Source organism: Kitasatospora sp. NEAU-69, assembly GCF_057158765.1.
On the sequence record NZ_JBWXUE010000018.1, the window covers coordinates 66,618 to 91,635 of the forward strand.

The 25,018-nt window shown below is 74.9% G+C and carries 14 protein-coding genes; 5 read left to right on the forward strand and 9 right to left on the reverse strand.

Going from position 1 to position 25,018, the window contains the following annotated elements:
• Positions 1-40: 40 nt before the first annotated feature.
• The 9 genes from AC060L_RS21425 to eccCa form a co-directional block, all read right to left on the reverse strand.
• Entirely contained in the window at positions 41-2,425 is a 2,385-nt protein-coding gene (locus AC060L_RS21425; protein WP_483800448.1) for a hypothetical protein, read from the reverse strand.
• 132 nt (positions 2,426-2,557) lie between these two features.
• Positions 2,558-3,232, reverse strand: coding sequence for a hypothetical protein (locus AC060L_RS21430; RefSeq protein WP_483800449.1), 675 nt, complete (start codon positions 3,230-3,232; stop codon positions 2,558-2,560).
• A 2-nt stretch (positions 3,233-3,234) separates the two neighbouring features.
• Positions 3,235-3,525, reverse strand: coding sequence for a WXG100 family type VII secretion target (locus tag AC060L_RS21435; protein ID WP_483800450.1), 291 nt, complete (start codon positions 3,523-3,525; stop codon positions 3,235-3,237).
• Positions 3,526-3,605: 80 nt separating this feature from the next.
• Complete coding sequence (locus AC060L_RS21440; protein ID WP_483800451.1) at positions 3,606-3,947, reverse strand: WXG100 family type VII secretion target; 342 nt, start codon at positions 3,945-3,947, stop codon at positions 3,606-3,608.
• Between the two features lie 81 nt (positions 3,948-4,028).
• On the reverse strand, positions 4,029-7,295 hold the full coding sequence (locus AC060L_RS21445) for a right-handed parallel beta-helix repeat-containing protein (RefSeq protein ID WP_483800452.1): 3,267 nt from the start codon (positions 7,293-7,295) through the stop codon (positions 4,029-4,031).
• On the reverse strand, positions 7,292-10,129 hold the full coding sequence (locus AC060L_RS21450) for a hypothetical protein (RefSeq protein ID WP_483800453.1): 2,838 nt from the start codon (positions 10,127-10,129) through the stop codon (positions 7,292-7,294). Before AC060L_RS21450 ends, AC060L_RS21445 begins: the two co-directional genes overlap by 4 nt.
• A 3-nt stretch (positions 10,130-10,132) precedes the next feature.
• Positions 10,133-11,488 carry a type VII secretion protein EccB gene (gene eccB, locus AC060L_RS21455; RefSeq protein ID WP_483800454.1) on the reverse strand — a complete coding sequence of 452 codons (1,356 nt, stop codon included), beginning with the start codon at positions 11,486-11,488 and terminating at the stop codon, positions 10,133-10,135.
• Between the two features lie 13 nt (positions 11,489-11,501).
• Positions 11,502-13,013: a type VII secretion integral membrane protein EccD gene (eccD, locus tag AC060L_RS21460; protein WP_483800455.1), complete on the reverse strand. Its 1,512-nt coding sequence runs from the start codon at positions 13,011-13,013 to the stop codon at positions 11,502-11,504.
• Entirely contained in the window at positions 13,010-17,044 is a 4,035-nt protein-coding gene (gene eccCa / locus AC060L_RS21465; RefSeq protein ID WP_483800456.1) for a type VII secretion protein EccCa, read from the reverse strand. Before eccCa ends, eccD begins: the two co-directional genes overlap by 4 nt.
• Before the next feature lie 299 nt (positions 17,045-17,343).
• Here eccCa and AC060L_RS21470 point away from each other — a divergent pair, with 299 nt between their 5' ends.
• The 5 genes from AC060L_RS21470 to AC060L_RS21490 all read left to right on the forward strand — a co-directional run bounded on the left by AC060L_RS21470 (position 17,344) and on the right by AC060L_RS21490 (position 25,005).
• The gene (locus tag AC060L_RS21470) at positions 17,344-18,720 is read left to right on the forward strand and encodes a hypothetical protein (protein WP_483800457.1); all 1,377 of its coding nucleotides are present in this window, start codon (positions 17,344-17,346) and stop codon (positions 18,718-18,720) included.
• A gap of 142 nt (positions 18,721-18,862) precedes the next feature.
• A complete protein-coding gene (locus tag AC060L_RS21475; protein WP_483800458.1) occupies positions 18,863-19,600 on the forward strand; it encodes a maleylpyruvate isomerase family mycothiol-dependent enzyme in 738 nt (245 codons plus the stop codon).
• Positions 19,601-20,287: 687 nt separating this feature from the next.
• Entirely contained in the window at positions 20,288-22,870 is a 2,583-nt protein-coding gene (lanKC, locus tag AC060L_RS21480) for a class III lanthionine synthetase LanKC (protein ID WP_483800459.1), read from the forward strand.
• A gap of 91 nt (positions 22,871-22,961) precedes the next feature.
• Complete coding sequence (locus AC060L_RS21485) at positions 22,962-23,099, forward strand: SapB/AmfS family lanthipeptide (RefSeq protein WP_483800460.1); 138 nt, start codon at positions 22,962-22,964, stop codon at positions 23,097-23,099.
• 145 nt (positions 23,100-23,244) lie between these two features.
• Positions 23,245-25,005 (forward strand): ABC transporter ATP-binding protein, encoded by a 1,761-nt coding sequence (locus AC060L_RS21490; protein ID WP_483800461.1) that lies wholly within the window; start codon positions 23,245-23,247, stop codon positions 25,003-25,005.
• Positions 25,006-25,018 lie beyond the last annotated feature (13 nt).

The window sequence follows — 25,018 nt, forward strand, 5'->3', positions numbered from 1 at the left end:
ACGGGCGGACGGCTGGATGTGCGGACGGGTGGGCGGGGTGTCAGGAGAGGGCGTCGTAGCCCTCGGACGGCAGGGCGCCCCAGGCGTCGCGCTCCTGGACGAGCAGGTCGGCGATGCCGGGCGGGGCGGCGGCCGGGTCCGCCTCCGCCTCGTCGGCCTCTTCCTCTGCCTCCTCCTGCGGCTGTTCCGGCTCCGGGGCGCCGTCCCCGCAGCTGAAGGTGACCGGGATCGTGACCGGCCCGGACGCGCTGCCCTCGCCGACGGGCTGCGGCTTCCAGGCCGCCAGCGGCGCGCTCTGCTCGACCTGCTCCAGGTGCTCGCCGGTCCAGATGGCGGCGGCCTCGCTGGTGCGGCTCGCGATCAGCACCTCCGGCTCCTCCTCGGTGGGGACGGCCCACAGCAGCGGCACGAAGGCCGACCCGGCCGTGTCCCAGGCGGCGAAGGACTCGGCGTCCTCCTCGCCGGTCGGCACGGGCGCGGCCGCCGGGGCGTCGGGACGGTCCGGTGCGGACTCGGTGGGCGTGGTGCTGGGTACGCCGGGTGCGGCGGCGCTGGGCTCGGCGGTGGGGCCGACGCCGTCGAGGTCGTCGAGGCCGTCGAACTCGGCGCTCCAGGGCTCGTTCCAGGAGGTGCCCTCGGTCCCACCCCCGCTCTCGGCCTCGCTCCTGGCCTCGGGTGAGGTGGTGAGGTCGCCGCGCGCGGTGCCCTCGGTGCCGGCCGTCGCGGGAGTGCCCGCGGCCGCCACCGCGACGGCCGCCGCCTCCAGCGTCAGGAGGCCGCTCGGCAGATCGAGGACCGCGCCGCCGGCGGCGGTGCCGTGCTCCGAGCCGACCTCGTCCTCCTCGGACTCTTCGGCGCCCGCCCACGGTTCGCCGTCGGAGTCGATCAGGCCGGAGGAGTCGCTGCGCTCGTTCGGCGTCTGCTGGCCGCCGCCGCCCGCGCCGGGCATCATCGGCATGCCTTCGCCGCCCGCGCCCGCTCCTTCGGCTGCGCCCGCAGCTGCGCCGCCCTCCTCGGCGGCCGGGCCGGACGAGGAGAGGCTGGACGGCTTGACCGGCGAGGGCCCGGACAGCTCGGACTCCGCGTCGGGGCCGGACGAGCTCAGCGAACCCTTCCGCAGGGACGAGAGACCGGAGGGCAGGTCGGATTCGAGCTCCGTGCCGATCGGCGCCGGCCGGCCGCCGATGCCCGAGCTGTTGAGACTGCCGCTGCCCAGCCCGTTCAGGCCCGGGTAGGACAGGCCGCCGCCGAGCTCGCCCGGCAGGTTGTCGGAGACCAGGTGGCTACCGAACGCGCCGCTGCCGGAGGAGAGTTCGCTGCCGAGGCCGCCGAGGTTGAGACCGCTGCCGAGCCCGCCGCCCAGGTTGAGCCCGCTGCCGCCGGTGCCACCGGGGTTGAGCAGGTGGTCCAGCCCGCTGAGGTCGAGGGTCGGCGGCGGCGGGTTCAGGTTGGTGCCGCCGGGGAACGGCGCCGGGACGAACGGCGGCGGCACGTTGCCGTGGCCGTCGGTGCCACCCTTGCCGTCCTTTCCGTTCCCGTCCTTGCCGTTGCCGCCGCCGAGGCCCAGGCCGCCGGGGAACGGCTTCGGCTTGGGCGGGGCCGGGAGGGGCGGCGGCGCGCTGTGCTTGGTGTCGTTCCCGCCGGTCTTCGGTCCGTTCGACCCGTCCGTGTTGGGGGCGTCCTTGTTGGGATTGTCCTTCTTGGGGCCGTTGTCCCCGGTGTTCGGGTTGTCGGTGGTGGGCGGCGGCTTGACCGGAGGGGCGATCGGAGGAGGCGCGTGGATCGTGTTGATGGTGATGCTGTACTCGGCTGCCAGATTGCTCAGCACGACCCGCATGTCGTGCGTCATCATCTCGGCCAGCGGCGGCGACGTGATCGTGCTGATCGGGATGAGGGAGCCGGAGGTCGACGCGCCCAGCTCGGCCGCCTGCTGGGCGTACCACGAGTCGATGTCGTGGATCTTCTGCTGTGCGGTCCTGAGCGTCAGCCCGCTGTCCCCGAGTTGCAGGTAGACGGCCTCGGTGCCGTCCGCCGCGCCTGACAGGACGTCGGCGGTCGCCGATATCTGCTGGGAGAAGAGGTTGATCGTGGTCATGAAGCTGTCCGCCGCGTCGCCCTTCCAGGGGCCGTCGGGGCCGGCGAGCAGCTTGGCCGCAGCAGTGAGCTCGACTGCGGTGGAGGTCAGCGCCTCGTAGACGTAGTGGAACCGCTCCCCCGCCAGTATCAGCGAGTCGGGGTCGGCCACCCCCTTGGCGCGCTGCAGGTTGTCGGTGGTGCCGACGCCGGAGGACATGCCGCAGATGGCCGCCTCGACCTTCTTCCAGTCCCAGGAGGTGTAGTCGTCTGCGGTGGTGGCGGTGCCGGGGTCGCCGAAGATGGCCCCGTCGTCGCCCTGGGCGAATCCGCCGCCGGTGTAGCTGGTCATGGTGGGTGGTCCTCCTGTCGTCGTCTGGCCCCGGTGACGGGGTGTCGGGCTCCGGTGGCCCGGGGCGGCGGCCCGCGGTCACCGTCCCGCCGCCGGCGGGTGGGGCGAGGACCACGGGCCGAGAGGCTCCGCTCAGGAACTGCCGCTGCCGGGGTCGGGTGGCGGCTTACCGCCAGGGTTGGGCGGCGGGGTACTGCCGGGGGGCTTGGGGAGGTCGGCCACCACCTGCGTGAAGTCCGCCGAGGCGGGGGCGTTGTTGTTGTCCATCGCCGTCTGCAACTCGGTGGACGTGATCTTGCTGAGGTCCTCGATGCTGGTGTACTTGGCGGCCAGCGAGTTCGTCGCGCTCTGGAGGTGGAACAACCCCTTCGAAATGTCCGTGAGTACGTGGGTGTACTGCTGCTTCAGGCCGGTGTCGCCGTTGATCAGCGTGCGTATGTTGTTCGCGGCGAAGAAGGCGCCGGGCTCGACCTGGACCGGGACCAGCTGGGCGCCGGCGTCGTCCACGCTCTTCTTGAGCAGCGTGAGGTACGCCGAGAAGCGGGCCATCGGTCCCGTGTCCACCTGCGTGCCGGTGCCCGGGTCCGGGGGCGGTGTGAAGACGGAGGAGCCGGTGTGCCAGCCCGGGTCGTCGTCGGGGTCGAACGGCGTCTTGGGTACGTCGGTGCCGCCGTGGTAGTGGCGGTCGGGCACCTTCGGCGGCGGCACGTCCACGGGCGGGTCCGGGGGTGGCTTCTTCGGAAGGTTCGGGTTGGGCCCTGACGGGCTGTCGGGCGGGAAGTACGTACTTCCCGGTGGGATGGCCATCGTCAGTTGCTCCAGAGCTGAACGCCCTGGCGCTCACCGGCGGAGTAGTACTCGTTGATGCTGCCGAGCAGCGTGTGGGCGGTTTCGGCCTTCAACGTCATGTCGGCGGCGGCCGCGTCCCACTGCGCCTTGGCGTGCGCGTAGGTCTCCTGCGAGCTGCTGGTCCACTCCGCGAGGTGCATCTTCGTCTGGTCGTCCAGATCGACGAGCGTCTGGGTGAGCTTCTGGGTGATGGCGTTCATCTCGCCGACGATGTAGTCGACCTGTTCCATCTGGACGGTGTAGGTGGTCATGCCGCTGGCTCCTTGCCGGGTGGGTCTGGCTTTACGGGGGGAGGGTGGTGAGGAGGGAAGGTGCTCAGGAGGGAAGGTGCTCAGGACGGGAAGCCGGGCAGGCCGCTCGCGCCCGAACCCATGCTCTTCGCCACCTGGTTGGCGATCTGCTGGGTGTTCTCGTGGGTGTTGGCGTACACCTTGGTGTTCGCCGCGAGGCTCTCCAGCATGTTGGTCAGCGCCTGGTTGACCCTGCTGAAGTCCTGCAACCACTCCCGCATGGCCTGGGTGTAGATCGTGGCCGCTTCGCCGCTCCAGCTGCCCTGCAGGCCCTCGATCTGGCCCTCCATCTGCGCGTAGGCACCGCTGGTCTCGTCCAGCGCGGTCTGGAAGCTCTGCTGGGCGGCGGTCATGCCCTGGATTTCAACGGAGGTCTGTGCCATGGGAACGTCCTTTCATCGGGTGCCGGCCTCGGGCCGGCGGTGGGTGAGGGGGTGAGGGTGAGTGCGTGGGCTGAGCAGGGCTCAGGAGCGCACCAGGGCCGGCCCGGCCGGGCGCGGCTCCGGGGGAGCGGGTTCGGGCGGCAGGTCCGCGGCGGTGACGGTCCGCGCCCGGACCGAGCGGGCGATGAGCCGGGCCAGCCGGTGGAGCTCGTACGCACCGCCGTGTGGCGGCCGCGCGGTGAACCTGGCGGTCAGCGCTTCGGCGGCATCCTCGCCCAACTCGAATCCGTGCGCAGCCAGATGACGTCGCGTCAACTCGGTGGCCTGGCCGCCGGTGTACCCGGCCAGCTCGACGGGCGCGGCGAACGCCGCGACCAGGGCGGTGCGTTCGCGCAGCAGCTCGGTCAGCTGTGGCGGGCTGCCGATCAGCGCGAGCGCCGTGTCCGGTGCGGCGCCGGTGAGCTCGGTCAGCGCATCGAGAACCGCGTCGCGCGAGGCGGGTTGGCGGTTCGCGAACGCCGGGTCCAGGTCGAGCAGCAGCAGCCCGCCGGCGGCCTCGGTGAGCGCCGCGCTCAGGTAGTGCACGGGCTGCTCCGGCCAGCGGGCCGGTACGGCTGACAGGGCCACCCGGTGCGTCGCTCCGTTGCCGGCGAGGCCGAGCTCGGCCAGGCTGCGCGCGTACAGCCGGGCCAGCGTCCGGCGTCCGCTGCCCGGTAGGCCCTGGAGTGCGAGGTTCGCCCGGGTGCCGACCGGTTCGCCGGAGCGCTGCAGCCGGTCCAGCTCCGCCAGGCGCGCGAGCAGCGTCCGGCGGGCGGCGTCCAGGCCGGTCAGTGCGGCGATGCTGCGCAGTCCCGGGGTGTCGGCGGGCGCGGCGTCGGCGGGCGCGGGGGTGGCGGGTTTGGTCTCAACGGGCTGCTGGGCAACGGGTGCTGGAGCATCGGGCGTGATCGCGGGCGCCGTCTCGGGCGTGGCGTCCGGTGTGCTGTCGGCCGGGGCGGTGAGCACGTCGGCGCCGGTGAGCCGGCTCAACTCGCTGTCGTGCTGCGGGGGTCGGGCGGCGAGCCGGGAGGCCTGCCGGCTGATCATCTCCTCGAAGATCTGGCGGGCGACCCGGCCGTTGCCGAAGGTGGCGCCCTTGGGGACCTCCTCGAAGTACCGGTTGAGACCGGCCAGTGCGTCGTCGTCGAGCTCGTAGTAGTGCTTCGCACAGAGCCCGCGCACGATCGTGACGAGCTCGGCGGGGCTGTAGTTCGGGAACTCCACGCTGCGTGCGAGCCGGGAGGCCATGCCGGGGTTGGACTGGAGGAACTGGTCCATCTGCGCGGAGTAGCCGGCCACGATGACGACGATCTCGTCCCGGTGGTCCTCCATCAGCTTCATCAGCGTCTCGACCGCCTCCAGCCCGAAGTCCGGTCCGCTGCCCTTCGACTGGTTGGTGAGCGTGTACGCCTCGTCGATGAAGAGCACGCCGCCGATGGCCTTCTTGAAGACCTCGCTGGTCTTGATGGCGGTGCCGCCGATGATCTGCGCGACCAGGTCGGCGCGGGCGACCTCCACGATGTGGCCCTTGCTGAGGATGCCGAGCTCGGCGAGCACGGCGCCGTAGAGCCGGGCGACCGTCGTCTTTCCGGTGCCGGGCGGGCCGGCGAAGACCAGGTGGCGGCTCATCGGCGGCATCGGCAGGCCCATCTCCTGGCGCCGCTGGGTCATCTTGTTGAGGTTGATCAGACCGGTGACCTCGCGCTTGACGCTCTCCAGGCCGACCAGCGACTCCAGTTCGGCGAGCGGGCCGACCCCCGAGGGTCGGGTCGCCGCAGCCTCCGGCACCTCGGCCTGGGCCTGGGCCCGGGCCGGCGTGCGGCCGCCGGTCGGCGGCTGCGCGGCCGGTGCCGGCTGCCCGGCCGCCGGCTTGCGGACCGGGCCGCCGTTGTCGCGGATCTCGCAGTCGTGGATCCGGACCTGCTCGTCGGTGTCGCAGCGCACGCCCTCGCCGCCGTTGTCGATGACGGTGCAGTTGGTCAACTCCGTGCGGGAGGAGGCGTCCACGGTCAGTCCGTGGCCGCGCGCACCGGAGATCCGGCAGCCGACGGCCGTCACCGAGCCGCCGTTGACCAGCCGGATCCCGTCGGTCTCGGAGTCGGCGAACTCGCTGTCCCGGGTGATCAGTTCGGCTTCGGAGCCGACCTCGGTCCGGCAGCCCCGGAACACCGAGGAGGTCAACTCGGCCCGGGCGCCGCCGGTGAGGGCCAGCCCGAGGCCGCCGGCGCCGCGCACCCGCAGGTCGGAGAGGCGCGCCTGGGCGCCCGCGTCCAGCTCCAGCCCGGTGCCGCCGTCGAGCGTGAACTCGGCCTCCCGGATGGTCAGTCGGGCCCCGCCTGCGGCCCGGACGGCCACGGCGGCGTCCCGCACGGTCAGGCCGGTGCAGTCCGCCGTGCCGTTCGCATCGACCAGTAGGCCGAGCGGGGTGCCGCTGATCCGGCAGTTCTCCAGCCGTGCCTGGCAGCCGTCGGCGATCTGCACCGCACCGGTCGCGGGCGAGTCGATCACGCAGCCGCGCAACAGCGGCGCCGCATCGCCGCCGATGTGCACCGCCTGACCGCCCGAGCCGGTGAACGAGCAGTCCGTCAGCGAGATCTGTGCCGAACTGGTCAGATAGGCGTCGAGCGCGGCGCTGTCGGTGACGGTGACCCTGAGCAGCTCCGCGTGGCCCTGCTGCTCCACGGCGACGGCCGGCTTGCCGCTGCCGTGGATCCGGGTGCCCTCCAGCACCGCGGCGCCGTTCCCGTTGACGCAGATGCCGTTGCCGCGCGGCCGGTCGAAGAAGCAGTCCCGGACGGTGAACCGCCCGCCCTCGGCGACCACCACCGCCGAGGAGCCGACCTCGGTGATCTCGCACCGCTCCGCCACGTTGCCGCCGCCCGAGGTCACCACGACCCCGGCGCCCTGGGTGTTGGCCACCCGGCAGTCGCGCAGCGCCAGCACGCCGTCCTGCCAGGCCAGTACGGCCGCCCAGGCCTCGCCGGAGACCTGGCAGCCGTCCAGCGCGGCCTGCCCGCGCCGCACGTCCAGCACCGGCGCCTCCCGGTCGGCGCCGGAGAGCAGCAGCCCGGAGAGTTGCACCGCCTCGGCGTCCAGCACGACGGTGCTGCCGCTCGCCGAGTGGATCCGGACCGTACCGGCCTGGCCCTCGGCGGCGACCGTCACCGCCTTGGTGATGACGAGCGCCTCGTCGTAGCGGCCGGGCGCCACGGTGATCAGCGCGCCCTCGGTGGCCTCGGCCAGCGCCGCGGCGATGGACCGGTGGGCACCCGGGCGGTCGGGGGCGACCAGCAGGACTTGCCGGGTCACGGCTTCGCTCCTTCGAGAGGTGCCGGGTGGGCGGCGGCGGTGGTGGTGGCAGGTGTGGCGGTCGGACGGGCGGTTCGGAAGCCGATCAGGCCGGGCGGCGCGCCGGCCGGGCCGGCCGGTAGCTGCGCGGACGCCCCTGCGGACGCCTGTGCCGACGACTGGGCGGACGACTGGGTGGCGGAGGTGATGACCTGGACGGCCTGTTCGAGCCCGCCCAGCGCGAGCTCGTCGAGCGGCGGGCGGCGGGTGTCGGCCCGGCCGTCCCCGGCGGCCTCCGAGGTGAGCAACTCGCGGAGCAGGACGGGCTGGTCGGCCGATCCGCCGCGCAGCACCTTGAACCGGGTGCCGGGCGGGAAGATCACCCGGTCGGGGGCGGTGGGGTCGAGCAGGTTGGTCCGCCGGGCGGTCAGCGACCAGATCAGGAAGTCGGTGGCGCCCTCCGGCGCCGCGTACGCCGCGCCCTGCGCGGTGCAGCACGCCCACTCGGTGACCAACCGCCCCTCCTGGTACCAGGCGTGCTCCGCCGGGCTGGTCATCGCCCGCAGCAGCGCGGCCCCCCGGTAGGACGGCAGCCGCTGGAGGCCGGCGGCGACGCAGCGGGCCAGCGGGACGTGTGGGCCCACGGTGGCCTCCCGCACGGCGGTGTCCAGCGCGGCGCTGTCGCCCGACAGGTACAGCCGCACGGCCACCAGCTCGGTCAGGGCGTCGCCGTCGAGCGCCCGGGACACGCCGCGCAGGCCGGGCGACTCCGACATCACCCGCGAGACGCTGCCGGCGAGGGCGTTGTACTGCGCGCTGAAGGTGCGCCGGACCCAGTCGCGCTCCTGCGCGAGGCCGCGGTCGGGCGGGAGCGCGCTGGCGGCCGCCCGGGGGACGGGCTGGACGCGCACCTCGGGGGACGTGGTGGTGGGCGCCGCCTCGGGGGTCGGGGGCGCGGGCGGCGTCGGCGTGGCTGCGGTGGGGAGGCTCGCGGGTGCCGCCGGGCCGGCCGGCGCAGCGACCGGTGCGCCGGACTCCAGCCGGATGCGCGGGACTTCACGCGGACGGACGGGCTGCGCGACGGGCGGTGCGGGTGCCGGTGCCGGTGCCGGTGCTGCGGGGGCGGGGGGAGCGGGGGTGGGCTCCACGGCCGGGATGGTGACGCCGGTGACGGCGGCGGCGGTGGCCGCGCCGGGCTCGGGGGCTTCGGTGGCCTCGGCCGGGCTCGGCAGGGCGGCCGGTGACGCCTCCTCGGCCGGCGGCGGCGTTGCGCTGCCGGTCCTGGTGGACTCGGGTGCGGGCGCCGGGGCCGTCGCCCGGGGTGACGACCCCGCAGCTGCCACGGGACGCACCCACGACCGGCGCGTCGCGGCCCGCGTGTCGGCCGCGGCCGCCGTCCCGTCGGCCGACCCGCCGATCGCCGTCCGGCCCGCAGCCGGGTGCGCCGCCGGATGCGCAGCCCGGTCCGGCGCCCGGTCCGGCGCCAGGCCCCGGGCCGCCCGTACCGCTACGTCCGCCGGGGCGAGCCGGGCCGATTCGCGGCAGCTCGGCTCCAGCCGCCAGCGGACGTCCTCCGCCAGAGCGCGCATGCGGTCGGCGGTCTGGGGCGTGCTGCGGTCGTAGAGGATCGCCGTACGGCCCGGCTGCGCCGGGATCCGGCGCACGTCGTCGGCCTGGGCGGGATCGGCCGGCGGCCGGAGCCAGAGGCCGCTCTGGACGATCTCCAGCACGGCGTCCGCCGCGTACCGGTACACGCCCGCGGTGACCTCCGGGATGCCGAAGACCGGGGCCCGCAGGCCGCGCAGGGCCGGCGGCGCGGCCTCGCCGTCGGTGCCCGTGCTCGTGCCCGTGCCCGCTGAGGGCGCGTAGACCAGCTCGGAGCTGAACGCGCGCCAGCCGGGCGAGCCGTCCGCCCGCAGCGCGCGAACGGCCGTCCCGCTGTCGTCACCGCGGTCGGGGACGGGCAGCCCCGGGTACAGCACCACCGGCGCGCCGAACGCCTCGGCCAGCACCTGGCCGAGTGCGCCGCCACCCTCGGGCAGCGCCACCGGGCCGTACTGGACGAAGCGCACGCAGCCGCGCGCCGAGGGCAGCATGGCGCGCCAGAAGGCGGTCACGGCGGCCAGCGGCAGCGCGGGGCCGCCGGGGCTGCCGAGTACCACGGTCAGCAGCTCGGGGCGGCCGGCCAGGCTCTCGATCAGCCGGTGGCGGCCGCCCTGCTCGGCTGTCGGCCGGGCGCTGCGCAGCCACAGGCCGGTGGGCAGCGGCTCGACGACGGTGTCCGGGCAGGCCTCCCACGGCCGGTCGGCGGTCGCGAACTCCCAGTGCGGCTTGGGGAAGCGCTGCGAGTCGCGCTCGACGGCGCGGCCGGGGGAGAGCCGCAGCCAGCCGGCGCCGCGGTCGGCGGGCACGAACAGGCCGCCGTCCGCGGTGGGCAGCAACTCGCCGTCCGGCACCAGCACCAGGCGCTGCAACTGGGCGCCGATCCGCAGACCGGCCCGGATCGCCTCCTCGGGAGTGGCCTGGCCGAAGACCAGCCGCAGGCCGCCGGGCCGGCGGCCCAGCCGGCGGGTCAGCAGCCGGGCCACCGTGGTCCAGCCCATGTCGTCCACGCCGAACGGCAACTGCAGGACGACCAGCGTGTGTTCGGTGTCCGGCGCGAGCCCGGCCGCGAACGCCACGGTGGCCGGATCGGGCTGCCCCTTGGGGAGCACCAGCAACGCGTTGCCGACCGTGCGCAGCTCCAGGTCGAGATCCCGGTCGCGTCCGGGGTTCTGACGGGAAATCAGATCCGGCGCCAGGTCAGGCTCCGCGGCAGGCCCGGTGCTCCGGGCGGACTTCAGCGAGAGGCGCACGGCTCAGCCCACCTTGACGGTGTCGGTGGCCGCGGCGGTGTCCAGCGCGGGCCCGCGCGTGAGCAGGCCGAGCACGCTCTCCGGCAGCGCCGTCCTGGTCCCGCCGCCGACGCCCAGCGCCGTCGCGGCGCCGCTGTCGCCGAGCGGGTAGGCGACGCCCTGGTCGGTGATCAGGTACGTCTGCGCGGTGGTGTCCGGCTTCGCGAGCTGCTCCAGGTCGACGGCGTAGATCCCGGCGTCGGCGGGGATCAGCAGCGATCGGCTGCCGGTGGCGGCCTGGCCGTGCTCGACGACGGGGTGGCTGGTCAGCTTCGTCCCGTCGGCCTGCTGGCGCAGGCAGACGGCCTGCGTGGCCGCGTCGGCCGGCTGGGTCTGCACCGGGCTGGTGCCGAGCAGGTCGGGCAGCGCGGTGAGCAGCGACTGGTCGGCGGAGAGCGGTGTGGTGGCGATGTCGTTCGCGGTCACCTTCAGCACGGCCGGTGCGCCGGGACGGGCGGCCAGCAGGGCCGCCTCGGTAGCGCTGGTCGGGGCGATGCCCGCGTCGGTCAGCACGTAGGAGTGCCGGCCCCCGGCCGCGTCGGTCTCGAACTGCTGGCCGATGGCGACCGGGTGTCCGGCGATCTGGCCGGCCGGCTTGCCGCCGTCGGCGATCGCGGCGGCGGCCAGCGCGGGGCCGGTCGGCAGCGCGAGCAGCCAGCCCGCCGGAGCCGGCATCGCGCGGTTGCCGTCGAGGCCGAGCGCGACCAGCGCGGCGCTGTCGGGCACCGGGTACTTGACGCCGTGCCAGAGCAGGAACCGCTGCCCGTCCGCACCGGTGAGCAGCACCTGCCGGTCGTCGGGGATTTCCGCGGTCCGGTCGGCCGGAGCGAGGTCGAGCAGCTGGCCGCCGGCCAGGTCCGGGCGCAGGCACCAGGTCCACGGGCCGGAGAGCAGCGCCGAGGCGGCCGGCAGCGAGTCGGGCGCGCCGGTGATGCCCACCGGGGCGCCGTGCGGGGTGGTGCCCAGCGCGGTGGCGGAGACCGGGTGGAGCGGGGCGCCCTTGCCGAGCAGCAGCAGCGCCGAGGCGTAGTTGCGCAGCGGGCGCAGCCGGCCGCCGAGGTAGAGGTACCGGTTGCCGGTCTGCTGCTCCAGCACGATGGCCTGCGGGGTGCGCCAGTTGCTCTGCTCACTGGGCGAGATGAACCCGTACGCGGTGGACCCGGCGCAGAGCAGCAGCACGATGCCCGCGCCGAGGAAGGTGCCGAGCGCGGCCCGCTTGGTCGGGCTGTCGCCGCGGCCCGGATCGCCGCTGACCAGGGCGGCGGCCAGCCGGTTCACGGCGAACCGGTGGGCCTGGAGGTGGTCCTTTCGGGTCTGCATCCGTCCCGCCCCCTCAGCCGGCCAGCGAGCGCAGGTACGCGTACACGTGCAGGTCTTCGAGCAGCAGCGGCAGCAGCGAGAGCGCCGCGAGCAGCTCCAGGATGTCCCCGCTGTGGCCCCAGACCGGCAGCAGCCGGCCGTTCGGCCGCGGCGCCCGGACCAGCAGCAGGACGGCCGCGGCGAGCAGCACGGCCGCTGCCGCCGCCCGGCCGCCGGTGCCGGCCGCGTCGGCGCGCACCAGCAGCACCAGCAGCAGGCCGGTCACGCCGGCCAGCACCATCGGGCCGCGCTGCAGCGTGCCGGTCAGCCCGCGGGCGCGCAGCAGCACGGCGCTGCTGAACACCAGCGGCAGCGCCCAGCCGATCCAGCCGCCCTGCTGCGCCAGGCACCAGAAGGCGGTCGCGTAGACCAGCGCGGAGGCCAGGTTCAGCGCGTTGAGGTGCGCGTTGGCCGCCGCCACCCGCTGCTCGATCCGGCGCTGCGGCTCGGGGTCGAGGTCCTCCTGCAGCTCCTCGGCGTTGTGCGGCAGCAGCGGGACGTGCAGCTGGGCCAGGCGCAGCGCCGGGCGCGCTGCGAAGTGCCCCAGCACGAAGAGCGCCGCGGCCACCGTCGCGACCGCCTGGCCGCGCTGCCAGTGCGCGGCGTCCATCAGCCCCACGGCGAGCGCGGTGGCCAGTGCGCCGACCAGTGCGGTGGCGGGCACCACGAGCGGCAGCGGGCGCAGCGCCAGCAGCATGCCGGAGACGATGGCCACGCAACCGGCGGCGATCAGCACGCCGTTGGTGCCGGGCGCGAAGCCGCCGTGCGGGCCGGCGTGCAGGGTCAGCCCCTCCACCGCGCTGTACGCGAGTGCCCCGATGCCGGCGGTCAGCACGGCGCCGCGGTCGGCGGCCGGGCGGGCGCCGAGCGAGAAGGCGGCGGCCAGCAGCGCGGTCGCACTCGCCCCGGCGCAGGTCGTGGTGAGCAGCCCGGGGCCGGCGTGCAGCAGCGCGAGGAGCTGGCCGAGCAGCACGAGCGCGGCGAGCGTCAGCGTCAGCGCGCGGGTGGCCTGCGGCCGCCAGCGGTCGGGCCGGGCGTTGATCGCCTGCGCGACGCCGTCGACGACGTCGTCGAAGTGCAGGGTCGGGAGCGCCAGTTCGGCCGGGCGCAGGTGCAGGATGTCGCCGTGGCGCAGGCCCAGGCTGCGCGGCGTGCCGTCCGGATCCAGCGGCGCTTCGCCGAGCCGCTGGAGCACCAGCGGGGTGCCGGGCTCCGCGGGCGGCTCGGGCAGCTGGTGCAGCAGCGCGGTGAGCAGGGCGCCGACCGGGGTGGCGACCGGGACGACCAGGTCGCAGCGGCCGGTGGGGTGGACGACCGTGAGGCGGCAGACGTCGGTGTCCGGCGTGGCGGCGAGCGCGGGCGCTGAGGTCGGCATGGTGCTCCTGGGCGGCGAGGCGGGCGGGGAGGCTGTGTTGGTGGCCAGTGAGGTGGCGGGCAGCGAGGTGGCGGGCAGTGAGGCGGCGTCCAGCGAGGTGGCGGTGCTCATGCCGGCGTCACCGACCCGGTCTGGACCAGGCGCACCGAGCGGCGCGTCACGAACTGCGCGCGGCCGGCGGGCAGCGTGCGGGGCTTGGCCTCGCCGAGGAACTTGCCCTCCTCCTTGGGGTAGGAGAAGAGCAGCGCCGGGTTGCCGAGCTCCCACAGCCGGCGCAGCACCGGGTCGGTCATCGCCCGCATCGCGCCGGAGGTGCTGCGGGCGATCACCAGGTGCATCCCGATGTGCTGTCCGTGCGAGAGCAGCGGCACCAGCGGCGCCATCGGCGAGGGCGCGCCGGGCGCACCGGTGAACAGGTCGTAGTCGTCGATCACCACGAACAGCCGCGGTCCGCTCCACCAGTCGCGGGCGGCGAGCTGCTCGGGGCTGACGTCCGGCCCCGGCACCCGCTTGCCGACCGAGACCGCCGCGTTGGCGGCCAGTTCGGTCAGCGCCTCGCGGTCCACCACGTAGCCGACCCGGTAGGCCTCGGGCACCTCGGCGAGCAGCCCGCGCCCGGGATCGGCGACCATGATCCGCGCCTCGTCCGGCGTGTAGCGCGAGGTGATGGCGCGGATCGCCAGCCGCAGCGCGTTGGTCTTGCCGCTCTCCGCGTCGCCGAAGGCCATCAGGTGCGGGGTGGTGGCGAAGTCGTGCCAGAACGGCTCCAGCCGCTGCTCGTCCCAGCCCAGGCAGACCCGCAGGTCGCCGTCGGCGGGCGGCAGTTGCTCGACCGGCAGGCGGGTCGGCAGCAGTCGCACGCTCGGCGCCGGACGGCCCGTCCAGAACGTGTCGATCTCCGCGACGGCCGCCTTGGTCGCGCTGGTCAGGTCCGCCGTGTCACCGATGGAGTCCAGCCGCGGCAGCGCGGCCAGGAAGTGGTGCCCGGCCGTGGTCAGGCCGCGACCCGGCCGGTGCGGGACGGCCGCGGCGATCCGGGGCCCGACCTCGGACTCCATCGGGTCACCCAGGCGCAGCTCGAACTTGGTGCCGAGCAGATCGCGCAGCCGCGGCCGGATCTCCGACCAGCGCACCGAGGAGGCGATCAGGTGCAGGCCGAACGACAGCCCCCGGGCGGCCAGTTCGATCACCCTGGCCTCCAGCTCCTCGTAGTCCTGGCGCAGCGTGGACCAGCCGTCCACCACCAGGAACACGTCGCCGTACGGGTCGTCGAGCTCCCCGGCGGCCCGCAGCGCGCGGTACGCGGTCATCGACTCCAGGCCGCGGGAGGTGAACTCCGCCTCGCGGCGCTCCAGCAGCGTGGTCAGCTCCGCGACCGTGCGGAGCACCCGGTCGCGCTCCAGCCGGGTGGCGACCGAGCCGACGTGCGGCAGGCCCGCGATCGAGACGAGACCGCCGCCGCCGAAGTCCAGGCCGTAGAACTGGACTTCCTCGGGGGTGTGGGTCAGCGCCAGCGAGAGGATCAGCGTGCGCAGCGTGGTCGACTTGCCGGTCTGCGGCGCGCCGACCAGGCCGACGTGACCGTCGGCGCCGGACAGGTCGGCGACCAGCAGCTCGCGCAGCTGCTCGTACGGGCGGTCCACCATGCCCAGCGGCACCCGCAGCGAGCCGAGCGCCGGGCCGTCGGCCGCGCTCATGCCGCGGACCGGGTCCGGCACGATGCCGGGCAGCAGCTCGTCCAGGCAGGGGGAGGCGGTCAGCGGCGGCAGCCAGACCTGGCGGGCCGGCGGGCCCTGGTCGACCAGCCGATCGACCAGCAGCTCCAACAGGGTTTCCTCGCCGGACTGTTCGGCGCCGTGCTGGTCCCCGACGGTTCCGGTGCCGTCCGCCGCTCCGGCCGCCGCCGCGCGCTCGGCCTGGGCCTCGCGCAGTGACTGCTCGGCCAGCGCCGTCAGCTCCTGCTCGGCCTGGACCGAGCGCAGCTGTCCCTGCGCCGCCAGACCGAAGGCCGTCATCTCCGGTGCCCGGCCGGCCGGCAGCGCCGCCGGCTCGCCACTGCCCACCGGCTCGGGGGCCGGGCCGGAGACGTACGCCGCCTTGAACCGCACCAGGTTGGTGGTGTCGATCTTCAGGAAGCCGTTGCCCGGCGCCGACGGCAGCTCGTAGGCACTGGAGACGCCGATCACGCTGCGCGACTCCATCGCGGAGAAGGTGCGCAGCGCGATGCGGTACGACAGGTGCCCCTCCACCTTGTGGATCCGGCTCTCGTCCAGCCGCTGCGAGGCGAGCAGCAGGTGCACGCCGAGGCTGCGGCCCAGCCGGCCGATCGAGACGAAGAGATCGACGAACTCCGGCTTGCTGGCCAGCAGTTCGGAGAACTCATCGACGATGATCAGCAGTGAGGGCAGCGGCGTCAGACCGGCGCCGCCGGCCCGCGCCCGCTCGTAGTCGTAGAGCGAGGAGTAGCCGGCCTCGCGGAGCAGCTCCTGACGGCGGATCATCTCGCCGTTGATGGAGTCGCGCATCCGGTCCACGAGGTGGATCTCGTCGGCGAGGTTGGTGATGACGGCCGAGGTGTGCGGCAGCCGGTCCATGTGCAGGAACGTCGCGCCGCCCTTGAAGTCCACCAGCACCAGGTTGAGCACCTCGGAGGAGTGGGTGGCGGCCAGGCCCATCACCAGCGTGCGCAGCAGCTCGCTCTTTCCGGAGCCGGTCGCGCCGATCAGCAGGCCGTGCGGGCCCATGCCGCCCTGCGCCGACTCCTTGAGGTCCAGGTGGACGACCTCGCCCTGCTCGGTCACGCCGAGTGGCACCAGCAGCCGGGCGGCCTGGTCCTGCCGGCCGCGCCAGGTGGCCGCCACGTCGAAGGTCCGCGGGTCGCGCACGCCGAGCAGCGCGACCAGGTCGAGGTCCGACTCCAGCGGACGGTCCGTCAGGTCCACGCTGCCGCTGGTGCGCAGTGGCGCGAGCGAGCGCGCGAGGGTCTCGGCACCGGTGGCGCTGAACGAGTCGGCCGTCGCCCCGACCGTCTCGCCACCGGACGGGTACTCCACCCGGTCCCGGTGCGCGGTCAGCCGCAGCACCTTCGGACCGCCGCTCATCGCGCCCGTCGCGTCCAGCAGCACCACGTTGCGCAGCCCGCCGGTCAGCAGCCGGGAGCCGGCCGGCAGCGCGGCGCCCTGCGCGACGATCACCACGAACGGCTCGGCGACGCTCGGCAAGGCCGCCGGGTCGTGGTCGGGCCGGTCGCGCACCTCAGCGCCGAGCAGGTCGAGCAGCGCCTCCGGGTCCTCGGCGGTGAGCCGCACCGGGCCGGCCGCGTCCTGCTCCTGCGGGTGGGCGTTGTGCGGCAGCCACTTCAGCCAGTCCCAGGTGGTGCGCGCGGACGCGTCGCCGAGCAGCGCGATGCGCAGCTCGTCCGGGGAGTGGAAGACGGCCAGCTGGCCGAGCATCGAGCGCATCAGGCCGAGCGCCGCCGACGCCTCACCGGCGAACTCGACGCTGGTGAAGCGGCGCAGCGCCACCGGGACGGGCAGCTGCGGCACGGTCTGGTGAGCGTGCGTGAAGCGGCGCAGCGAGACCGCGCAGAGCGGCTCCAGGTCCTCCACTGGCTTCGTCTGCGGCGGGACGAACGTGAGCGCCGCGCGCCGCGGGCCCAGACCGATCCGGACCCGGGCGAAGTCCTCCTGGTTGGGACGGCGTTCCCAGAGGCGGCTGCCGCGGGCGATCGCCGACAGCTCGCGCGGGTCCGGGTTGTCCCAGAGCAGCGCCGCGCGCTGCTCGGCCGCGGCCAGCCGGGCCTGGCCGCGCTTCTGCGCCAGGTAGCGGAGGTAGTCGCGGCGTTCGGCGCGCAGCCGGCGGCGCCGCTCGCCGCCGGAGCGGCCGATCTGGGTCAGCGTCATGCTGGCCATCGCGACGCCCATCATCCCGGACATCAGGTAGCTCGACGTGCCGGAGCCGTGCACCGAGAACATCAGCACCATCGAACCGGTGCCCAGCGCCATCGGCAGGTAGGTGAGCGCCGACCCGAAGTCGGCGGTGGCCGGCTCGCCCAGCACCGGCGGCTCGGCGAGTTCGATCCGGCCCTCGGGGAGCTGAGGGCCGTCGGCGCGTGGTGAGCGCTTGACGAGAACCGTGCTCAAGACCCGTCCTCTTCCGTGCGTGGGCGTGCCGGCCTGCCGGCGATCGGGCGGCGGCACGGGGCGGCCCCGGGGGTGGGCCGCCGACCGTGTCGCCGCTGACCAGAAGACTGCCCTGACCGGATCACCGTCGGATCCGCGCGCCGGTGGACGGCACGGCCGCGCTGCCCGCGGCGATGGAGATCGGCGAATATCGGGCGGATATCGAGGAGTGCCAGCCTGGGCGCTCACTCGGTCCGCCGAGCACGGCAGCAGCCAGTAACCCACCACCAGCCCGGTAGCAGCGAAGGGACACCAGCGGGATGAGCGCGTCGCAGAGCCCCGGAGCGGACCAAGGAAGCGCGGACGGCGGAGCATCCGACGCACCGGCGGCGTCGTCGCCCGGCGGCGTCCGCTGGTCGGTGATCGGCGGAGTGGTGGCGGGCTCGCTGCTGCTGGCGCTCCCGCTCGCGATGTCGCACACGGGCAGCGGGCACCCGCACGCGGACGGAAAGCAGCCGCACGCGGGGGGCAGCCCGCTGCCGGCCGGTGGTGGGTCGGGCGCCGATCTGGCCCTCGCCGGGGGCGGCCTGCCCGCGGCCTCGCCGGACGGCTCGCCGCTGCCGACCGGCGCGTCCGGGTCGCCGCTCGCGAACGCGGTGCCCGTGGCGGCCGGTGCGCCGGCGCCGGGTGTGCCTGCGGTGCCCGGTGCTCCGGTGGCGGGCGGGGACGGCGGCGGCGGTACGGGCGGTGGGGGTGCGCCGGCCGGCGGCTCGGGCGGCGGCGGTGGTGGCACCGGTGGCGGCGGGAACGGTCGGTCGTACGACGGGGGCGGGTCGAGCAGCGGCGGTTCGAGCAGCGGTGGTTCCGGTGCCGGGGGGACGAGCGGCGCGGGTGCGCCGTCCGGCACCGGTGGCGGCGGCTCGGGCGGCGGTGGTACCGGCGGTGGTGGGACGGCCGGCGGTGGCTCGGGCAACGGTGGCTCGGGGAACGGTGGCTCCGGTGGCGGAGGTGCTCCGGCACCCGCGCCCGCACCTGCCCAGGCGCCGGCACCCGCCCAGGCTCCGGCTCCGGCACCGGCCCAGGCGCCGGGCGCCGGCTGGCCGTCCCATGGTGGGATCGGGCCGGTCGTCCCCCCGGCGGCACCCCCCGCTCCGGTGCAGCCCCCCGCGCCGCCGGCCTCGTTCCAGGCGGTCACCGGTCCGGGCTGTGGTGGCCGGAGCGGTGCCGCCTACAACGGAGACCTGAACAACCGGTTCTCCCAGGGACAGGCGGGCTGGTACACCGTCTCCGGCGGCGGCTGGACCGGGGACGGCTGCAACGGCAGCTTCGACGCCATGCCGATGTCCGGCAACGCCAACCACGACGACGCGAGCGAGCGGATCGTCTGGTCGTTCCAGACCGCCCCGGTCGCCAACGGGACCTGCGCCATCGACGTCTACGTGCCGTCCAGCCGCAACCCGCTCGACGTGGACGGGCATCCGGCGCAGTACTTCGTGCTGGACCAGCCGAACGCCTCCGCCGGCTACGACTCGTTCATCATCGACCAGGCCGGGAGCCGCGGCGCCGGCTGGGTGCGGGCGGGCAGCTTCGCGCTGAAGGGCGGCCAGATCGCGGTCAAGCTGGTCAACCGCGGTGCCACCAACAGCACCGAGCACCTGGCCGCCGCGCAGCTCCGGGCCAACTGCACGGCCGGCTGACCGGCTGACCGGTTGACTGGCTGACCGGCCGGCGGGCCGGTCAGCCGGTCGGCTTGGTCGGTCCCCACCACCCGAGCTGCGGCCTGCGGGCCTGCCGACCCCCCGTCGGGCGGCCGTTCCGGGCAAGCCCTAAGGTACCGGCGTGCCCGATATCAACGAGATCATCGACGAAGTCGCCCGCTCCGGCGCCCGGCTGGCCGCCACCCAGGCGGAGCTGAGCGACGCTCAGCTCCGTGCGCCCGCGGCGCTGCCCGGGTGGAGTCGCGGCACTGTGATCAGCCACCTCGCCCGCAGCGTCGACGCCTACCTCTGGCTGCTCGCCCTGGCCCGCACCGGGGTCGAGCCCGGTCCGCGGGCCGACGGCGCGACGATCGCCCGCGCCGTCGAGCAGGGCGCCGACCGCCCCGCCGCCGAGCTCGCCGCGGACCTGGCCGGCCGGCTCGACCAGCTGCTCGCGGACGCCGCGGCGATGCCCGCCGAGCGGTGGGACCACCCGGTCACGGCGCTGGCGGGCTGGTCGCACCCGGCCTGGTACACGCTGTTCCGCTGCTGGCGCGAGCTCGAAACCCACCACCTGGACCTGGACACCGGCTACCGGACGGCCGACTGGCCCGACGCGTACGTGGCCTGGGCACTCGACGACACCGTCGCCGCGCTGACCGCGCGCGCGTTCCCCGTCGCCCGCATCGAGGCCGTCGATCTCGGCCGCTCCTGGACGCTCGTTCCGACCGGCCCCACCGTCAGCGGCGCCGGCCACGCCGTGCTCGGCTGGCTCAGCGGCCGAACGACGGCCGCCGCGCTCGGCTCGGACCAGCCGCTGCCCGAGCCGCCGAACTGGCCGCTGCCACTCGCCGCCGGCCACGAGCCCCGCGCATCCTGAGCACCTGATCGTCCCTGGCAGGTCCCGACCGATCCCGGCCATCCCGGCCATCCCGACCTCCTGACGCCACGCGCCGGCCCGGCCGTCATCTGCCGACGGCCGGTGTCCGGGCCGGGCCGTTGCCGCTGCTGCGGCTCGGCTGAATGCCCAAATCCGGTCCGGTGACTGATGGTTGGCGGAACCATGAACTCCGCCGCGCGTGCGCCGGTGGCCACCGTTGCCTGCCCGCCGCCGATGGCGGGCCCCGCTCCCCGGGCGATCCCCCGTGCCGCCCAGCTCAGCGCTCAGGTCGGCCCGCCCGGCGCGTTTCGCGGGGCGCCGGCGGTCCGCTCCCGGCGCACGCGCCCGAGGCCCGCGCAGCGCGCATTCGAGCGCCCGGCTCGTTCTGCGGCCTTCGGCCGCGCCGGTGCGCATATTCCTCTGGAATAGCCATGCTCACGCCGTTGCGGACGATCTGCGGGCACCCGCATATTTCGTGGAGTCGCAGAGCAGGACCGGCCTCACTCGCCGGTTACCGTTGCACTGCCGTCTCGCTGTTCCACCGTCTCCACCATCTCCGCCGTACTGCCATCTCGCCGTACTGCCGCCTGCCGTCATGCCGTCATGCCGTCCTGGTCGGGGCAGCGGACTGTCTCCAGCGTTCGCCGTCCTGCCCGCCTGTGCCCCCGCGCTCCGAGGAGGGTTCCGTTGGACAACCGCTACGAGGCCTACGCCTTCGCCGATCCGGTCTTCTACGACTCGCCGCAACGCTGGGGCGCGCAGGAGGAGTTCGACGCCGTCAGCCGGCCGCTGCCGGCGGGCTGGCAGCGCGGTGAGCAGGAGATCTGGTCCGTGGTGCGGCCGGTGGGCGTCCGACTCCCGCCGCAGGGCTGGAAGATCCACGTCTCCTCGCGCGCCGAGGACGCCGAACACGTGCTGGAGCAGGTCTACGCGTTCTGCCTGCGGGAGCGCATCACGTTCAAGTTCCTGCGCGGGCTGCCCGTCCTCCAGGTGCAGAACTCCAAGTACGCACCGCGCGGCGCCAGCGGGAAGTTCTGCGCGCTGTACCCGGTGGACGAAGCGGAGCTGGAGCGATGTCTCGACGGCCTGGGCGGCGCGCTGGCCGGTCGCAAGGGGCCGTACATCCTCAGCGACCTGCGCTGGGGCGACGGCCCGCTCTACCTGCGGTACGGGGGGTTCGCGGAGCGCCACTGCCGCAACGAGGCGGGCGAGCGGGTGCTCGCGCTGCTCGGTCCGGACGGCCGGCTGGTGCCGGACGTGCGCGGCCCCGGGTTCGCGGTGCCGTCCTGGGCGCCGGTGCCGGCCGTGATCGCGCCGGCGGTGGCCGCGCGGGCGGCGCAGCGGGACACCGGGCTGCCATATCAGGTGCAGCGGGTCCTGCACTTCTCCAACGCGGGCGGCGTGTACCTGGCGCAGGACGGCGATGGGGGGCCGCAGTTGGTGCTCAAGGAGGCCCGGCCGTTCGCCGGTCTGGACCAGCGCGGGGTCGATGCCGTGACCAGGCTGCGCAATGAGCACCGAACCCTGGTCCGGCTGGCGGGCGTGCGTGGCGTCCCCGCGCAGCACGGGCTGCTGACGGCCTGGGAACACGAGTTCCTCGTCCAGGAGTTCGTCGAGGGCAAGTCGCTGAGCGAATGGCTGGCGGCCCGCTACCCGCTGATCCACCCGGACGCCGACGAGGCCGTCGTCGCCGAGTACACCCGTGAGGCGCTGGCCATCGTGGACCGCCTGGAGCAGGTGCTGGCTGCGATCCACGCCCGCGGCGTGGTCTTCGGCGACCTCCACCCGCGCAACGTGATCATCCGGCCGGGCGGTGACATCTGCTTCATCGACTTCGAACTCGCCAGCACCGAGGACGAGTTCGTCCGCCCGGCGCTCGGCGCGGCCGGCTTCGCCGCGCCGCGGGGCTTCACCGGCCAGCAGATCGACCGTTACGGTCTGGCCGCGATCCGGCTCTGGCTCTTCCTGCCGCTGGCCCAACTGCCCGCGCTCGACCCGGGCAAGGCCGGCGAGCTCGCCGACGCGATCGAGCACCGATTCCCGGTGCCCGAGGGCTACACCGCCGAGATCCGCCGCCTGCTCGGCCCGGATCCCGCCGCCGGCCGGTCCCCGCGCCCCGAGCTGGGCCGGCGCCGCGCGGAGCTCGGCGAGCTGCTCACCGCGCCGTCCGCCGACTGGCCGCGGATCAGGGACTCGCTGGCCGCCGGCATCGCGGCGATGGCCACCCCGGACCGCGCCGACCGGCTCTTCCCGGGGGACGTCGCCCAGTTCACCCACGGTGGCCTGGGCCTGGCCCACGGCGCGGCCGGCGTCCTCTACGTGCTGCACGCCACCGGCGCCGCGATCGATCCCGGGCACGTCCGTTGGCTGGTCCGGGCCGCCGCCGAGCATCCGGTCGAACCAGGCCTGTACCACGGCGGCCACGGCGTCGCGTACGTGCTGGACCTGCTCGGCGAACGCGACGCGGCGCTCGACCTGCTGCGCCGCCTGGCCGCGGCCCCGGACGACGAACCGCAGCCGGGCCTGGCCGCCGGCGCGCCCGGCATCGCGCTCACGCTGCTGCACTTCGCCGGGGTCACCGGCGCGGACCGGCTGCTGGACGAGTCGCTCGCGCTCGCCCGCGCCTCGGCCGCCGTGCTGGAGAAGGCCGGCCGCAGCGATCCGGGCCGCCGGGCGGGCCTGCTGGCCGGGGCCGCCGGCACCGCACTCGCGCTGGTCCGGCTCCACGAGCAGGTCGGCGAGAGCGCCCTGCTCGACCAGGCCGAGGCACTGCTGGCGCTGGACCTCGACCGCTGCACGACGGTCGCCGACGGCACCTTGCAGGTCATCGACAAGCGCCGGGTGCTGCCCTACCTGGAGACCGGCAGTGCCGGCATCGGCCTCGCGCTGCACGCGCTGCTGGAGCACCGCCCGGACAGCCCGTCGGCCCGGCACGAGCAGGCGATCCGCCGGGCCGCGGAGCCCGAGTTCATCATCCAGCCCGGCCTGTTCAACGGGCGGGCGGGGCTGATCGGTTACGCGGCGCTGACCCGGCACCGGGCGGCCGAGCCGGGCGCTGCGGCGCTGCTGGAGCAGCAACGGGCCCTGCTGGCCTGGCACCAGATCTCCTACCAGGGGCAACTCGCCTTTCCCGGCGATCAGTTGCTGCGGCTCTCGGCAGACCTGGCGACCGGCTCCGCCGGTGTGCTGCTCGCGCTCGGCACGGCGCTGGCCGGCACGGCCTTCCTCCCCTGGACCGGCCGGCCCGCACTGACCGGCCGGCCCGACTGAGGCCTGGCCGACCCCCCGGGCGCCTTCTCGGCGCCCCCACCGACTCCCGGCCGCCGGCCGGGCGATCCACCCCTTAGTAAAGGAGACAGTCATGGCGATCCTCGACCTGCAGACCATGGAGCCCGCCGAGACCGAGGCGGCCCAGATCGACGACACCCTGGCCAGCGTCAGCTCGCTGAGCGCGCTCAACTGCACCACCAGCACGGTCAGCACGCTGCTCTGCCTCTGATGCGGCGGCCCGTCCGGTGGGGCGGGCACCAGCGCGGAGCCGGCCGGGCCGCAGCGGTGAACCCACCGCTGCGGCCCGGTCCGTGCCCGTTCGCCGCACCCGTTCCCCCGCACCCGTTCCCTCCCCATCCAGCCGAGAGGATCCCGTGGCCGACCAGCCCGCCCGCACCGCCCACCACGCGCCGGACCGGGTCCGGCTGCGCCGTGAACTCACCACCGAGCCGGGGGCGCTGGCCGTCGCACTGCTGCTCGCGCTGGGCTCCACCGCCGCCGCGCTCGCCCTGCCGCTGCTGGTCCGGAAGATCATCACCGACTTCTCCGCGCACCACGCGCTCGGCCCCGACGTCCTGCTGATGTGCGCGGCCGCCGCCGTCGGCGCGCTCACCCAGGCGCTGTCGAGCTTCCTGCTCGCCCGGATCGGCGAGCGGATGACCTACCGGCTGCGCACCAGGATCATGGAGCACACGCTCCGCCTGCCGCTGGCCGTGGTCCGCGCCCAGGGCACCGGCGAGCTCACCGCCCGGATCACCTCCGACGCGCTGCTGCTGCGCCAGGTCGTCGATGTGGCCACCCAACTGCCGCTGGCCGCGCTGACGGTGACGGCGACGCTGCTCGTGATGCTGTGGATCGACTGGATCCTCACGCTGGTCACCGTCCTCGCGTTCGTCGTGCTCACCGCCTTGGTGCTGCTGATCGTGCGCCGGATGAAGGCCAACGTGACCGGCCAGCAGGACGCCGTGGGTCGGATCGCGCAGCGCTTCACCGCCAACCTGGAGGCGCTCACCACGATCAAGGCGTACCGGGCCGAGCCGATGGCCGCCCGCGCGCTCGCCGCGGACGCCGAACGGCTGCGCGCCGTCTCGCTGGTGGGCGGGCGCCTCAACTCGCTGATCCCGGCGGTGCTGACGCTCGGCAACCAGCTCGCGATGATCGCCGTGATCCTCACCGGCGGCGCCCGGATGGCCACCGGCGGCCTCAAGGCGGCGGCGTTCGCCGCGTTCCTGCTCTACCTGCTGCAGACCGTGCCCTCGATCAGCGCGCTGGCCACCGGCTTCGGCCGGCTCCAGGCCGGACTGGCCGCCCGGGACCGCTGCACCGAACTGCTCGCGCTCGCAACCGAAACCGATCCGCAGGACGCCGAGCGCGCGGTGCCGCCCCCGCTGCCGGACGCGCCGTCGGTGGTCTTCCGCTCCGTCTCGTTCACCCACACCGGCTCGCGGGACGCCGCGCTGCGCGGCATCTCGTTCAGCACCGCCCGTACCGGCCTGACCGCCGTGGTCGGCCCCTCGGGAGCCGGCAAGAGCACCACGCTCTCGCTGATCGACCGCTTCGTCCGGCCCACCTCGGGCTCCATCGCGGTGCTCGGCCACGACACCGGGAGCTGGCCGCTGGACGCGCTGCGGGCCCGGATCGCCTACGTCGACCAGGCGTTCACGCTGCTGGAGGCGACCGCCCGGGAGAACCTGCAGCTCGGCCGCGCCCGGCAGGCCGGCGACGGCGAGCTCACCGCCGCGCTCGACGCCGTCGGCCTCACCGAGGACATCGCCCGGCTGCCGCAGGGCCTCGACACACCGCTCGGCCGCGAGTCCGACCTGTCCGGCGGCCAGCGCCAGCGGATGGCGCTCGCGCGGGCGCTGCTCTCCGACGCCGAGATCGTGCTGCTGGACGAGCCGACCAGCCAGCTGGACGGGCTCAACGAGCAGCGGTTCCGCGCGATCGTGGCGGACCTGGCGGCGACCCGCGCGGTGATCGTGGTCGCCCACCGGCTCTCCACCGTGCAGCACGCCCGCCACGTGATCATGATGAACCGCGGCACCGTCGTCGACGCCGGCGACCACTCCACCCTGCTGGAGCGCTGCCTGCCGTACCGGGAGCTCGTGGCCAGCCAGGCGATCCTCGCGCACTGACCAGCTGCCTCTG